The sequence below is a fragment of the Vibrio sp. 10N.247.311.49 genome, assembly GCF_041467655.1.
Lineage (GTDB): Bacteria > Pseudomonadota > Gammaproteobacteria > Enterobacterales > Vibrionaceae > Vibrio > Vibrio crassostreae_C.
Map to the genome: position 1 here is coordinate 49,200 of NZ_JBFSVA010000014.1, position 14,307 is coordinate 63,506.

At 45.1% G+C, this 14,307-nt stretch carries 14 protein-coding genes; 5 read left to right on the plus strand and 9 right to left on the minus strand.

Annotation, left to right across the window (positions count from 1 at the left end; translation table 11 throughout):
• Positions 1–135: 135 nt before the first annotated feature.
• Positions 136–303, minus strand: coding sequence for a hypothetical protein (locus AB6E54_RS14560; protein ID WP_017062447.1), 168 nt, complete (start codon positions 301–303; stop codon positions 136–138).
• A 217-nt stretch (positions 304–520) separates the two neighbouring features.
• Between AB6E54_RS14560 and AB6E54_RS14565 the strand changes: the two genes are divergently transcribed.
• Entirely contained in the window at positions 521–1,570 is a 1,050-nt protein-coding gene (locus AB6E54_RS14565; RefSeq protein WP_372100347.1) for a cysteine synthase A, read from the plus strand.
• A gap of 96 nt (positions 1,571–1,666) precedes the next feature.
• Here AB6E54_RS14565 and AB6E54_RS14570 read toward each other — a convergent pair whose 3' ends face one another.
• Positions 1,667–2,233 (minus strand): helix-turn-helix domain-containing protein, encoded by a 567-nt coding sequence (locus AB6E54_RS14570; RefSeq protein ID WP_017070515.1) that lies wholly within the window; start codon positions 2,231–2,233, stop codon positions 1,667–1,669.
• A gap of 99 nt (positions 2,234–2,332) precedes the next feature.
• On the opposite strand from AB6E54_RS14570, the gene AB6E54_RS14575 reads away from it, so the two are divergent.
• Positions 2,333–3,526, plus strand: a complete 1,194-nt coding sequence (locus AB6E54_RS14575; RefSeq protein ID WP_102333938.1) for a benzoate/H(+) symporter BenE family transporter — start codon at positions 2,333–2,335, stop codon at positions 3,524–3,526.
• A gap of 113 nt (positions 3,527–3,639) precedes the next feature.
• On the opposite strand, the gene AB6E54_RS14580 is transcribed toward AB6E54_RS14575, so the two are convergent.
• Positions 3,640–4,623 (minus strand): hypothetical protein, encoded by a 984-nt coding sequence (locus tag AB6E54_RS14580; protein ID WP_102333937.1) that lies wholly within the window; start codon positions 4,621–4,623, stop codon positions 3,640–3,642.
• Positions 4,624–5,054: 431 nt separating this feature from the next.
• Between AB6E54_RS14580 and AB6E54_RS14585 the strand changes: the two genes are divergently transcribed.
• Positions 5,055–5,441 (plus strand): hypothetical protein, encoded by a 387-nt coding sequence (locus AB6E54_RS14585; RefSeq protein ID WP_102333936.1) that lies wholly within the window; start codon positions 5,055–5,057, stop codon positions 5,439–5,441.
• Between the two features lie 147 nt (positions 5,442–5,588).
• Here AB6E54_RS14585 and AB6E54_RS14590 read toward each other — a convergent pair whose 3' ends face one another.
• Positions 5,589–6,521: a LysR family transcriptional regulator gene (locus AB6E54_RS14590; RefSeq protein ID WP_372106322.1), complete on the minus strand. Its 933-nt coding sequence runs from the start codon at positions 6,519–6,521 to the stop codon at positions 5,589–5,591.
• A 265-nt stretch (positions 6,522–6,786) separates the two neighbouring features.
• Here AB6E54_RS14590 and AB6E54_RS14595 point away from each other — a divergent pair, with 265 nt between their 5' ends.
• Both AB6E54_RS14595 and AB6E54_RS14600 read left to right on the plus strand, forming a co-directional pair.
• Positions 6,787–7,554, plus strand: a complete 768-nt coding sequence (locus tag AB6E54_RS14595; protein WP_102333934.1) for a glycine betaine ABC transporter substrate-binding protein — start codon at positions 6,787–6,789, stop codon at positions 7,552–7,554.
• Between the two features lie 156 nt (positions 7,555–7,710).
• Positions 7,711–8,736, plus strand: coding sequence for a zinc-binding alcohol dehydrogenase family protein (locus tag AB6E54_RS14600; RefSeq protein ID WP_102333933.1), 1,026 nt, complete (start codon positions 7,711–7,713; stop codon positions 8,734–8,736).
• A gap of 122 nt (positions 8,737–8,858) precedes the next feature.
• On the opposite strand, the gene AB6E54_RS14605 is transcribed toward AB6E54_RS14600, so the two are convergent.
• The 5 genes from AB6E54_RS14605 to AB6E54_RS14625 all read right to left on the minus strand — a co-directional run bounded on the left by AB6E54_RS14605 (position 8,859) and on the right by AB6E54_RS14625 (position 14,302).
• A complete protein-coding gene (locus AB6E54_RS14605) occupies positions 8,859–9,470 on the minus strand; it encodes a CIA30 family protein (RefSeq protein WP_102333932.1) in 612 nt (203 codons plus the stop codon).
• A 41-nt stretch (positions 9,471–9,511) separates the two neighbouring features.
• Positions 9,512–9,778, minus strand: a complete 267-nt coding sequence (locus AB6E54_RS14610; RefSeq protein ID WP_102333931.1) for a DUF3081 domain-containing protein — start codon at positions 9,776–9,778, stop codon at positions 9,512–9,514.
• 274 nt (positions 9,779–10,052) lie between these two features.
• A complete protein-coding gene (locus tag AB6E54_RS14615) occupies positions 10,053–11,255 on the minus strand; it encodes a type III PLP-dependent enzyme (RefSeq protein ID WP_372106324.1) in 1,203 nt (400 codons plus the stop codon).
• Entirely contained in the window at positions 11,248–13,113 is a 1,866-nt protein-coding gene (locus tag AB6E54_RS14620) for an IucA/IucC family siderophore biosynthesis protein (protein ID WP_372106326.1), read from the minus strand. Before AB6E54_RS14620 ends, AB6E54_RS14615 begins: the two co-directional genes overlap by 8 nt.
• The gene (locus AB6E54_RS14625) at positions 13,085–14,302 is read right to left on the minus strand and encodes an MFS transporter (RefSeq protein ID WP_372106328.1); all 1,218 of its coding nucleotides are present in this window, start codon (positions 14,300–14,302) and stop codon (positions 13,085–13,087) included. The genes AB6E54_RS14620 and AB6E54_RS14625 overlap by 29 nt, the downstream gene beginning before the upstream one ends.
• Positions 14,303–14,307 lie beyond the last annotated feature (5 nt).

Here is a 14,307-nt window from a genome sequence, read left to right on the forward strand (position 1 = left end):
AAGTGGCTCGCTTTTTGTGTCTAGTAAAGATGCGTCTGAATGTTTTAACAGGGGGATAGCCTACAAGGCGATCGTGAAACAGTTTTAGAACAGAGCTTAAATTGCGACTCATCGGGTGCTCTGGAAGCGCTAAGGTTATTTAGTCCCTGAGCGGTAGTTTGGATCTGTCCAGCATCGAGGTAACTCTTCCCCTGACATAAACATCAGTTCGGACTTTTTAAACATCTCAGGGTCTTGCTGTTCTTCGCCTGCTTGAAACCGACCTTCGATACTGTCTTGAAATAAGTTGGTTAATTTGGTCATTTCAGTTACATCAACGAGGTCACCGGTTTTTTCTCTTTTAGAAACATTTTTTTGCCCTCAATCTAATCGGTCACCCCTAATTATAATTGCTATTTGGAAAATGAGAGTCTTTTCAATTCCGGCACTTCTTGACTAAGCAGACCCCAGAGCTACGCTTATGATCATCGACAACCCAATCGATGAACAAGCTTATCCTCAACAAATAAATGGAGTCGCGATGTCATCTGCCCATATTGCAAACAATCTCAGTGAACTGATTGGCGATACCGATCTTGTTAGAATCAACAGTCTTTCAGATATATCAGGTTGTGAAATTCTTATTAAGTGCGAACACCAGAACCCGGGTGGTTCGATTAAAGATAGAGCGGCACTTCAGTTGGTTATGGATGCAATAGAAGCCGGTAAGCTTAAGCCGGGAATGACAATCGTTGAAGGTACTGCTGGTAATACGGGAATAGGACTTGCTCTGGTCGCTAAATCCCTTGGTTACAAAATGTTGGTGGTGATGCCAAAAGGGCAGGCACAAGAGAAAGAGCGCATGATCTCGCTTTATAATGCTGAACTGTTATTGGTCGACCCTTGTCCTTTTGCAAACCCTGAACATTTTTACCACACGGCTAAGCGGATTGGTGTCGAAAATGAGAGTTATTGGTGGGCAGATCAGTTTGAAAATCTCAGTAATTATCGAGCGCACTATTTAAATACTGGACCTGAGATCTGGCAGCAAACACAGGGGAATATTGATGCTCTAGTTTCAGTGGTGGGGACGGGTGGAACCATTGCCGGAAACTCACACTATCTATCTGAGCAGCAACCCAATCTCGAAACTTGGTTAGTTGACCCAAATGGGTCCGGCATTTATTCGTTTCTACGTAATGGACACTATCAATCAACGGGAAGTTCGTTCACGGAAGGCATAGGGATCATGCGAACGGTTGAAAATTTCAGGCAGGCAAAAATCAATCGTGCAATCACGCTTCCCGATCAGGATTTGGTGACGATATCCCGCCTTGTTGCGGAACATGACGGTATTCTTCTAGGAAGCAGTTCGTCGTTGAACGTAGCAGGTGCGCTATACGCTGCGGCTAGAATGGGGAAAGGGAAAACCATCGTTACATTTAGCTGTGACCTTGCTGAGCGCTCGTATTCGAAGCTGCACAACGAAACGTTTCTGAAAGAAAAAGAGATACAGCTTAATAAAGAAAACCTCTCTCAACTATGGGCTCGTTATCAAGCCGAAGATGGCAGCATGGTCGTCAACGTATAGTCGCTTTAAGTTAGTAACAGCCAGTGGTCTGCCAGCTCTTTCGTTAGCGCTGAACATCCGGTTAGAGCTAAACATCCGTTAGCACCAAATCCGGCACTATTGCTTGTTATTAGGGTAGTGAATCACATTATGAAATACGGCGTTTCCTTCACCGATATTTTTGTAGGCATGGGTCTGGTTGGCATTGAAGCGAACGGCTTGTCCTGCGCGTAACGTATGCCACTCATCATCAAACATCACGGCCATCTCTCCTGAAATGCATAAGATGTGCTCAGTGACGCCTGCGTTATGTGGGGCGGATTCATGCTGGTAATCGGGTGCTAGGGTGAGTTCGAATATTTCAAATCCTAGTGCTTCCTCAAAAGGAAACAACAAACTGACGAAAAAGCCAATGTTGTATTCCTCATGTCTTAGTTCGTTTGCATCTCTGAATAAACTCGTCAGTTCACTGTTTGGGCTAGCCGCGATAAAGCTCGAAAGTGACACCTCAAATCCAGAAGCTATCTGCCAGAGCTTAGCGACTGTCGGGCTGGATTCTCCACGTTCAATTTGTCCTAACATTGCTTTACTCACGCCTGTTGCTTTCGCTGTTTTGTCTAAGCTCCAGCCTTTTTCTTGGCGAAGGCGTTTCAAGTTAACGCCGACTTTAATTTCTGTTTGCATATTTTCTCTACAAGTTTTTCAAAAATTAGTTGTGCGTTATAGCGCACGGGTGCTAAGTTCAGTCTATGGACGTTATAACGCACACAGGAATAAATTAACATGACTAAGCTAAAATTTTCTCACGTCAGTACCGGCTTTATCGCTGTTTTCATTGGTTATGCGAGCGCCGCGGCGATTATTTTCCAAGCGGCAATGAGTGCTGGAGCAACCGAAGAACAAGTGGCGTCATGGTTTTGGGCGTTGGGGGTTGGCATGGGCGTAACCACAATACTGCTCTCGTTTCATTACAAGAAGCCTGTGGTTACAGCGTGGTCGACGCCTGGAGCGGCGTTGTTAATCACATCTCTTGAAGGGCTGACAATGAATCAGGCAGTAGCCGTGTTTTTGTTCAGTTCGATGTTGATCACGTTGGTTGGATTGGTGGGGATATTTGAGAAAGTCCTAAAACAGATCCCAACATCGATTGCCTCAGCGATGCTCGCGGGGATTCTATTGCAATTCGGTTTGGGTTTGTTCACGTCGCTAATGGAAGAGGCACAAGTCGTAGCGGTCATGCTCGCTGTATTTATTCTGGCGAAAGCGCGGTTAGGAAATTTACTGATCCCAAGCATTTTCATCATCGCATTGGTCATGTGTGTGGGTTTTGGCAAACTCGATGTTAGTCAGGTGACTATGGGATTAACGACCCCAGTGTTCATTTCGCCCGATTTTGAGTTCTTTTCGTTGTTTAGTGTTGGTATCCCATTGTTTATAGTGACGATGGCTTCACAGAACTTACCGGGATTTGCGGTTCTAAAAGCGAATGGATACCAAGTTGATTCATCGAAGATCATTACCACCACCGGGGTAACAGGTTTGATCTTCGCACCGTTTGGTGGCTTTGCGTATAACCTTGCAGCGATTACGGGCGCTATTTGTATGGGCCCGAATGCGGATAGTAACCCCAAGACACGTTATATGGCTGGGATCTGTATGGGCGGGTTTTACTTGTTAGCTGGTGTGATGGGGATGTCATTTGTGTCGCTGTTTAGCGCCGTACCCTCCGAGATTGTCATTGCGGTTGCTGGCTTAGCGGTGATGCCCACCTTGATGAATTGCCTTGCGGTATCAATGGCAGACAGTCACTACAGAGAACCCGCACTGCTTACTTTCTTATTCACCGCTTCTGGCACCAATTTACTGGGAATCGGTAGCGCATTTTGGGGTTTGTGCATCGGGTTGTTTTGTTGCTGGTTACATAATTACAAAGCTAAGTCGCGTGGAGCAAACAAGACTTCGCAAACTTCGTCGTAATCAAGCTACCCAAGATTAGGATCAGGTTCGCTGTAAATTAGAAACATCAGCAAGTTGTTTGAGTAGTAAGCCCAGTCATACTCGTGACTGGGCTTGCTTACAAAGGAATAAAGCTACTTAACTTCGTATCTCAGTAGCACTTCATTATCGAGAACGACATTTGTCGACCAGATAAAGCTTGCGCCAGCACCACTGAATTTTTCGATAAAGTTCATGTACGCTTTTTTATTGTTCACGCCAATATCGTCTTCTGAATATACCGATGCTAGAGGCCAAGATGTTGAATCGAACTCTTGGTTCATCCAGTTGGTTGGTGTTTCCCAATGAGCGGCGTAGGCATCTTGACCGTGGTCAGTTCCTTCCGTGGTGCAGCTTTCAGAAAGACGCTTCCCGTCCACTTCACTCAAACAAGTCAGGTCATAAATCGGTGAGGTATAAAAGGTTTGTGCTTGCCAGTCTGGACCTGTCACGGTTCCGTCACTAAAGCTCGCGATAAAGCCACCATCACCAGCGTGGTATGCCTTTCCGCGGTTATCTTCGCTGCCAAGACCTAGGTTTTCTTCCCAATCAATCACTTTCACCGCAATCGTGTAAGGCTTCTTCACCTTAAATTTGACGATGTTTGAGTTAAACGGTGTGAAAGGAACGGTGTCTACCGCGATTAACTTGCCGTTGATATAAAGTTCGAAATAGTTATCGGCAAAAATATAACCTGTTATTTCCTCACCGTCTTGATCCACAACAGCTACCGGTACAGAGCTTTGATCGACTTCGGCTAGGCTGCTTGGCGTGGTGTTTGAGCACTCTTCATAAAGATCAAAGGCTTTCGGCCCTGTCGCAAAGTTGTTCTTGGCTGGAACCGTCCAAACCTTTCCTTCTGAGTCCATAATTTCCCCGACGCCCGCCACTCGGCTACGTCCGTTTGCACACTCAAAGAGATTCGATTCAACAGTGGTCGCCACACCTTGAGTAATACTCGCTGAGCCTTGGTAATCACTGATGTTGCTGACCGAAGGCGTATCTGATGATGGTGAGCAGCCTGTAGCGAGCAAAGCAACCGATGAAAGGGCAAGGGCTTGATATTTTTTGATGATCATTGATTGGGTATCCTAAATGGGTGATTTAAATAAGCGTGGTTCAAAATAAGCCAAGTGCAAGTAAGTTAATTGAAAACAAAGCTATTTCAAACAAATCCGAGCTAAGTAGCTAAGTAGCTAAGTAGCTAAGTAGTTAAGTAAGCCGTGAACTCATAGCTGATAGCTGGAACGACGAAACTAAGCAAGAGCCAAAGCAATTGTGAGGTACCACGCTTATTATTTGATGAGGCATATATTACCCGTACAAATGTAAACAAGCGTAAAGCTGAGTAAGCATGCGCAAAACAGCGCTTTTATAGGATGATCACATCAGCTTGCGCGGAGCTTGAAAAAATACTTAGAACGAAGCGGTTTCAGGTTGTGATTGAGATAGTATTTTGCTACAAAACGCGCATAATCTCGCTATACAACATTTAAAGAAGAATTTACCTATGACTACCTTTCAATACTACTTTCACCAACTGCCTTGCTTCGACTGTAAAAAAACGACAGTAAGTACTGATCTTGGTTGGTTAACGCCTGCGATGAAAGACGATGCTATCGCACAAGTGACAGCAACACTTGCCCAAGGCGAGGTCACTCCTGATCTTTCAGCGGACGTGGTTTGTACGAAAGATGAAGCGCGTGAGTATTTACTACTGAACTTCTTCGGTTATTCAGAAGAAGAGCTAGCAAGCGGAATCGAAGCGGATGATGAAAAAGAAGTGGTAGACGAAATCGCAGAGCTAGTAGAAGAAGGTAAAGACACCATCACCTTCGAACATGAGATTGCTCTTCAGTGCTGTGCAGACTGCGATGTTGAAGACGAGTCAAACTAAGCTCTTGTATTAAGAGTATTAAACTAAGTACTCTTATTAAGGTTCATCATGAAGCTATGATGTTCTAATGATGAAAGGCGTTAGCGAATTGAGTTCGCTAACGCCTTTTTTGTCTCTCTGTTTCTTATCTTTAAGCGGCATTCAATCTTAAGATGTTGTGCTTTCTATGATGCCTTGTTTGCTCAGTTGCGAAAGGATCTCAGCGGTCTTCTCTCTGAATAAATCTCTCAGTAGACGCACAGTCGGGGTGATGGATTGACGACTTGGACACACTAACCACAGCTCGGTAGGGGTCGGCTTAAACTCAGGCATGACTTTAACCACTTCGCCTGAAAGCAGATGACGTGACATGTCTAGACAAGATTTTATTGCCACTCCTCTACCCGCGATACACCAACGTCTTACAAGGTCAGCGTCGTTCGAAGCTCGGTTCCCTTTTAGTTTCACTTTATGATCTTGAGTGCCATCGTTGAATATCCACTCGTCTTGCAATATGTCATGAAGTTGGTAGAGCAAACCATTGTGTTGAGTTAAGTCACTCGGGTGTTTTGGTGTTCCCATTTCAGCCAAGTATTCAGGGGCCGCACACAATATTCTGGGTACATCGCAGATTTTAAAGCCATACATGTTGGCATCAGTCGGGGAGCCATAACGCAGCGCCATATCGACGGAATCTCGGTAGAAGTCGATATTGCTATCGCTGATGCTAGTACGAAGCGTCGCCTTTGGGTATTCAAGCAAGAACTCATCTAACCAAGGTGTGATTAGGTTTCGTCCTAGATCAGAAGAAAGCGCGATGCGAATTTCACCGTCAACAATACCAAGCTCTTCTCTCATGTTGAGTTTCGCTTGCTCCAACATTTTTAAGGCTTGTTCACAATCAGGTAAATAGCGTTCGCCTGCTGAAGAGAGCCTTAGGTGGCGCGTGGTTCTTACAAACAATTCCGCCCCCAGAGCCGCTTCAACACGTTTGACGGCAGCGCTTGCGGTAGCCGTACGCATGTCTAGGTTGGTGGCTGCTGCGGTGATACTACGAAACTCCGCCACTTTGAAAATGACCTGTAAGTCTTCAAGAAGCATATTATCTACCTGTATTGAATTATGTTCTAACATGGTGTTGGGATATTTCCCCATCACAATCTGCAGATGGGTTATCTCTGCTTATCGCTTCTAAGTTAGCTTCAAACACTTAATTGTCAAAATTAATTTGATAATAATTCAAATGTGAGGCTGTTTTTCATTAGTAATTTTCTCACTATCATTTCCCATATCGACAACGTAGCGCAGTACACATCGTATGGACGAAGCCTACGATCTAGGGGATAAGATGACTAAGAAAATCATAATGGGTGTAACGGATTTGTCGTTCCACCGTACGACCGCATCATTGGTTGCCAATGTATTGAAAGCCATGGGCTTTGAGGTAGAGCGCATTTTCTCTCCACATCAGGAGAACTTTGAAAAGCTGAAAACAGGCCAAGTGGATATGCTTTCTTCTGCGTGGTTGCCATCAAGTCACGGTATCTACAAAGTGGGCGTTGAAGAAGTTGAGCCGCTTATCGAGCTTGGGCTTCATTATGAACCTTATGCCTTGTGGGGCGTACCAGACTATGTGCCTGAAGCGGCGGTTTCTGAAGTCTCTGATTTATTAAAAGCCGAAGTGGTCGAGAAAATGAACTCGACCATCCAAGGCATCAACCCCGGCGCTGGCATCACACGCTTCTCTATCCAGATGATGAAAGACTATGGCCTGAGCGATGCCGGCTACCAGTTCTTTCCTGGCAGTGAAGACGATTGTTTCAGTGCCTTTGAAAGTGCAGTGGTAAACAAAGAGTGGGTGGTAGTGCCACTGTGGAAACCTCAGTTTTTGCACTATCGTTACGATATTCGTGAGCTCAAAGAGCCAAAAGGCTTACTCGGAATTGTTGATAGAGCGGTACTTCTTTTAAGAGATGACAAGAAGCATCTGTTCAGCGAGCAACAGATTCAGAAGTTGGATTCCCTACGTTTCTCGAACGACATCATCGCAGAGCTGGATTACAAAGTTTGCCGTGAAGGTAAACCACAAGATCAAGTAACACATGATTGGTTGATTGAGAAAGGCCTTATTTAACCTCTAAGCCGTTGGCAATGCAGTTAGATGTCTGCATTACCCAGATAGCGGTAACACCATTATCAAAAAATATTTGAGAATCATTCAAATATTAGGCGGTTTATCTAGAGTGAGAATTGACTAAGATTAACTCGTCTAATTCAAGGAGAAAGCACAATGTCAGTACCATCAAAAATGAAAGCTATCGGATTTACTCAATCACTTGCGATTACAGAGCAACACAGTTTATTTGAGTTTGAAACGAGTCTGCCAGAACTAAAAAATAATGACTTGCTGGTAAAAGTGAGCGCGACTTCTATCAATCCTGCTGACGCTAAAATTCGTATTCGTAATGCCAAAGACAAAACTCTTGAGCAGCCAAAAGTGCTGGGCTATGACGCAGTCGGTGAAGTTGTTGGCAAAGGTGCTGACGTTGAAGGCTTCAAAGTCGGTGACCGTGTGTACTATGCAGGTGACGTAACTCGTATGGGCGCTAATGCCGAATACCAAGCTGTGGACTACCGTATTACCGCTAAAGCGCCGAAGAGCCTTTCTGATGAAGCTGCAGCCGTTATGCCACTAGCAACGCTTACGGCTTGGGAAGCATTGTTTGACCGCTTGCGTGTTCGTCCTGAAGAGAAAAAGTCTATCCTGATCATTGGTGGAGCAGGCGGTGTTGGTTCAATTACGATTCAACTGGCTAAGCAACTGACCAACCTAAATGTTATCGCAACAGCTTCAAGACCCGAAACTGAACAGTGGGTAAGGGATATGGGGGCGGATTATGTGGTGAACCACCGTAACCTTGTCGAGTCTGTGCGAGAGCAAGGCATTCAACATGTCGACTACATTTTCAATGTTGCAGACACAAAAGGGCACTGGGATGCGATGGTTGAATTGATCGCACCGCAAGGCATGATCAGTTCGATTGTTGAATTTGATGGTGGCATTGACTTGTCAGCGCTGCAAGGCAAATCAGCAGGCTTTGTTTGGGAGCTGATGTTTACACGTTCACTGTTTAACACCGAAGATATCCAGAAGCAGCAAGACATCCTATTCCAAGCCGCGAATCTGATTGATGCGGGCCGTATTAAATCGACGCTAACCTCGACCCTAAATGGCTTTAGTGTGGAAACACTTAAAGATGCACACCAACGTATTGAAAGCAGTGCCTCGATTGGTAAAACAGCTATCAAATACTAATTGCTGATGTTTTAATCCGCCGTTGTTTTGAATTGTTGACGGTTTAAATAGAAGAAGCCCCTGATATCTGATTGCTAGTCAAAAGGTTTCAGGGGCTTTTGTTTGTTTTCAGTTTAGTCAGTTTAGTCAGCTTCTGGTGATGTGATAGGTTTCGATGTTCTGAAGTGAAGCTGTATTAGGTCTAGCTCAAAAGGCGAGGGCTCTTTGTCCGCAATCAAAAAAACGATTTGTTTGATGTCTCGTGCCTTAAGTTCCGGCGCATCGCTCAGTAGCCGACCTCTGAACACAGCTTGAAAATCATTGAAGTGGAACACCTTGTTAAGCCGCACTCCCTTTATCGTAACGAAATCGTGTTTGTATTGAACTCGATTACCATCTTTCGATGTTGTGAGCCTCAGTTGGTAGGTGCGACCATCACCAACGAAAACTAGCTCTGCGCTATCTATTTCATGGGCTGGTGATTCAATGGAGCGCTTTATGGAACTGAACCCCCCATTATTTTCTAACGATAGCTCGCCCTTAAATTGACTCGTCTCGCCTTCGTAAACAAGCTCGCCTGTTGAGATGCCGCCCATCACATTGTCGTTGGTCGCTGTCCAATTCTTATGTTCGTTCGGTTGTGTAAAGTCAATCATACCTATGCCTGCTACAGATACTTGAGACCATAAAAAGGAGAGGCTGAGTACTAGCCAAAAAGGGTGTCTTCGCTTAAGCAATGAAGCCGTTTCGTTCATGATTGTCTCCGTTAGCCGTTAGCCGTTAGTCTGTTCGCGTTTTATGGAGAAGGTTCAGTGGCAAGCATACCCATACAATGCTCAATAAATTCAGAGTAATTTGAAGCGTTGTCGTACTCAATTTTTAGCGAACCGTGAAACATCAGCGTCACCGTAACGTCTCGGTAGCTCAACCAACAGGTGTAACCATCGTAATCGTGCCACGCTACCATCTCGCCCAATTGATACTTGCTGTCCAATTGCTTGCCCGAGGAGCGAATGCAATCGAACACTCTGAGAAACTCTAAGATAGTGATTCTGTTGTCCATGTATCACTCCCGCTGCGCAGTCGATGAAAAATGCTAAGTGCTTGTATTCGAATTAACTACGGTTTGGTTCTGCATTACGATCACTGTGGGGGGGCGGTTGCTCAATCACTGCAGCTGTTTTGCAAAAGGGCTAAGATAAACAGAAGAAAGGCGTTAGTAGACTTGAGTTTACTAACGCCTTTTTATTTGGTGACTTTTTATTGAGTGCCTTTAGCTGGCTCTATGGAGTTTCAACTCAAACTATCAGTTAGAAATCATAGAGCACAGCGGATGCCTAGAAGTAATGAAACACCGGAGGTTCATGCATTAAGAAGTTTTGATGCGAGATGTTCCAAGCATAAGCGCCTGCTAGCGTGAACACCACATAGTCACCGATGTCGATGTGATCGATATTTTGATTCCGTGCCAGAACATCTTTTGGCGTACAAAGCTGTCCAACCAACGTGGCTGTGGCATGGTTTATCGGATGTGAAATAGTGGGTTGCTGATTACTTTTCACGATTGCAAAAGGGTGGTCATGGCTTTGCGCTGCCGGAGTACGGAAATGATGTGTGCCTCCGCGAGCAATCACAAAGTTTTCACCGAGATTTTGTTTAATGTCTAACACCTCCATCACGTAGTAGCCACAAGGTGCTGAGATGTAGCGCCCGCACTCAAAACGCAGTGTCCAATCTTGTAGTTGTTCTTTGGCAATCAGAAATTCCAATTTGTCACAAAACTCTACCCACGGAAAATGTTGTTTCTGATCTTGATAATTGATTCCCATACCGCCACCCAAGTTGATCGTAAGATCTTCAAGTGAGTATTCTTCTTTCCATTCCTTCACTACTTGGAAATAGCGTTCCATCAAAGCTAAGTGTCGACCGACTTCAAGCTGGTGTGACATCAAATGGAAGTGAAAGCCATTCAACTTGATTAAGGGGAAATCGCGTAGGTACATCAAGGCATTACTTAACTCACTCTCATCGAGGCCAAACGGGGTGGGCTTTCCTCCCATGGCTAATTTGCTAAGTGTGATGTCACCAATGTCTATGTTCATACGCAGGAAGATCGGAGCAGGTCGATTCAACTTTTGTGTTAAAGAACCAATGCGTTGTAACTCAGTGAGGCTCTCTACATGAATCGCATCAACATCGAGTATAATCGCTTGATCTAACTCACTGGGCACTTTCCCTGGGCCACCAAAGATCAGTGGTTTATTGAGTTGTTGCTGGTGGAGGTGTGCAAGCTCTCCGCCTGATGCTGCTTCGAAACCATCAACATAAGGGGCTAAAGTGCGTAATATCGGCTCTGAAGGATTCGCTTTCGCGGCGTAAAATAGCTCTACGTTTTTTGGCAATACATGGCGCATCTGCTTAATGTGCTGCTCCAATGCATCGAGATCATAAAGATAAGCACATAATGGTTGCGTTTGTTGCTTGGCCAATTGCTGGATTTCTTGATGGATAGAGGCTGAAAGTTGAGGAGAATTAAGCATGGTGAACTCCTTTTGAATGAGTTGGCCACGGTGCTGCAACTTGGGTGTAACCGGACTCTTTATCGGCATTTTGCATCAAACGTGTTGTGAAGTTATTTTTGCTTGGAAAATGACCATCGTTAAGCAATGCCATTAGTTCGGGTTGCTGGCCATTGATAGACGTCCAGCGGACGATAGCGTCTTTTAAAGTTCCCCATAACGTATTCTCAAGTGCCGAGTTACCCTCAGCGATAAAGAAAATGGCCTCGCTGATATTGTTAATGAAGGTGCAATAGCCAATACGGTTCCAACCTTGCTCACGGCTGTAGTACACCGATTGACGAGCACGCTCTGAAAGTTGCTGAAGTGTTTCTGATGGCCAAAATTCGCGTAGTAGCTTGGTACCTTCTAAGTCTCGAATCCATACACAGCAAGGCATGCCTTTTTCAAATCCAATCAACGTATTTTGTAAGTGCGGTTCAAACGCAACCCCATGTTTGAAGTAGTAGTTAAAGACGCCCGGAATCAAACAATGCAGATAGCGCTCAAACCACAGCGTGGCGACATTGTCATATTGGCTTTGTGTTGTTTGCGCTTTTTGTTTGAGTTGAGTGGCGATGCAGCTGTTCCCGTCTGTATCGTAAGCAAAGAGGGCACCCGCTAACGTTGGTTGCAAAATATCGGTTTCGCTTAAGGTGAAATTCTCTCGATACAAAATACCAAACGACTCGCGAGCTTTAATAACATCAGTTTGTTCCTGCTCGGCAACCGACTCTAGATCCAATGTGGTCGCGTAAGGTTCAGTCATTACCTTGAATACAGGATTACGTAACTGTTCACTCTCTTTGATGGGATGCAGAATCGAGGTTAATTGAACGGCACTATCGAGCTCATACCATGCGTTTTTACGTACGCAGTTAGTTAAACGTACATTGATAGAGAACTTAGCAAACCAATCCATATCTGGGTGGTACAGAGTGCGCACGGATGAAGTGGGTAAGAGTTTTTCACCACCTAATCCAAGCGGGATGATTTTGCCTTGTTCAATGGCCGTTTTGACCACTGGGTTTTGCAAAAGTGTGTAACTTTCCCAAGGGTGGCAAGGGTAAAGCATAGTACCTGCGGAATTGTTTTCATCAGGTGCAAGTTGTTCAAGCATGGTCGTTGGTGAGGTTCGGTCATCTGAACTCAAGACGTCGAGCAACGCGGTGTCGACCTTAAACCAATATAGGGGAACCTTAGCGCCAACCTCAGGGGAACACGCTAGCAGATCATCGATACTGACCCCTGAGCGACTCTTTGGCGTTGGATGAAAAGTATGTCCCCAAAGTAACGATTGCTCTGATGCGATAAACGCGTTGTGATGCTGAGGTGAGTTGTCTGAGTTTAGGAACTGCTCGGTAATCAACAAACTTTTTCCCATTTGCTCGACCAACTCGTGATTGAATGGAATCGTCAGCATTTCTTTTAGGTAACTGAGTAGAAGCGTCAGGGTTTGAGTTGCGTCCAATTTGCACCAAGCTGCACCTGGCATTTTAGCCCAAGGTGTATCACTGAGCTTCACTTTCCCCAGTTTACTGGTGTACTCAACGGGTAAAACCATCAGACCATTTTTCTGAGGTTGATCTTGGTGAGGTAGGTGAATGGCCACGCGTTGGTGAGCGTTGTAGTTTCTTTTCAAAGTTTGAGGCAGAGAGGCAGAACTGTAGCGCCAATTAACCTGTTTCTTTGGTATCGCGTATTCACGTAAGTAACAGTTCACCACGCCCATGATGGTATTGAGTTGAGCTTTTTCTCGGTTTAGCAGTACTTTTTTACGATTTTGAAGAGCTTGGTCTTCAGCGTAATGTTCACTTGGAGATAATTGAGTCTGTAACATGTTGATGTCCAAATTTTGAATGGATGATCAGCGCGATAGCCGCAATGCCACTGACCAACATAGAAAGTATGAAAGGAACCTCAAGCCAGCCCAAGCTTGATATGAAAGACGCGCTCAACCCAGCCGCAACGCCACCCCATTTAGACATAGCATCAAAGCGCGAAAATACTTTGCCGCTTTGTCGTCGATCAATTTGGTTTGCCAACACTTGATGCAAGCCGTGATAACAGCAAACCATGCCAAGTCCGAAAACAATACGAGCAATAATCAACACTTCTTGATAAGGATTGAGATGCATTGCTGCACTGAGTGAAAGCAAACCAAAGCCTAGCCATAAAGTACGCTGCGTTTGATTGCGTTCAAACTGGTGGCGATCAACCCATTCTGAGAACAGATGGACTTTTCCTGCAAAGAGCAGATAAACACCATGTGGGAGGGCATATAAAAACCCAATCCACGCTTGGCTTGTCACGCCATATTGCTGCATATAAGGCGAGAAATAGGGGAACGTGACGACCATGGCGAAAGCAAAGCTGAACTGCGCGCCAAACACCCAATAAAGCGTATTTAACGAGTTGGTTTGGCTGCTTTGAGCTTTATTCGATACCTGATCTTTTACAATTCCCTTAGATTTCGCTAAGTCATCGATGGGTAATGTTAAGGTGATCAATAGCGCGAATAGCGGCAAAGCGGACAACCACAGATACGCGTTCAGCGGGTTTGTTTCTGATAAGCTCCAGCCAAGCCCTATCGGAGCAATAATTAGAGCCAGACGGGCAGAAAGCTGAGTTTTATTGAGTGACTTACCGAGTGATTTCGCATCGTTGATTTGGCTGGATAAGTAGCTGTTTGAGGCGGCCATGGTGCCACCAAAGGTTCCTTGAATGATAAGACCAAACACAAACATTGAGAGATTATCGGCTAAGCCACACAGCGCGAAGCCTGCTGCAAGCCCGAGTTGAGCACGTAATAGAGAGCGACGTCTGCCATATTTATCAGCAAACTGCCCCCAAAAGCGTGCCGCAACGGCAGTGCAAAAGGTCGGCAAAATGAACAGTACCCCCGCCCAGTCCGAAGTAATGTTTGCATCCAGTGTTGGCAATACCATTGGCAAAAACAGCGGCATTCCTAAGGCTGCAAATGCGGCGATAAAGTGGCTTAAAAGTACACAATAGATGAGTTTGGTCATGATGC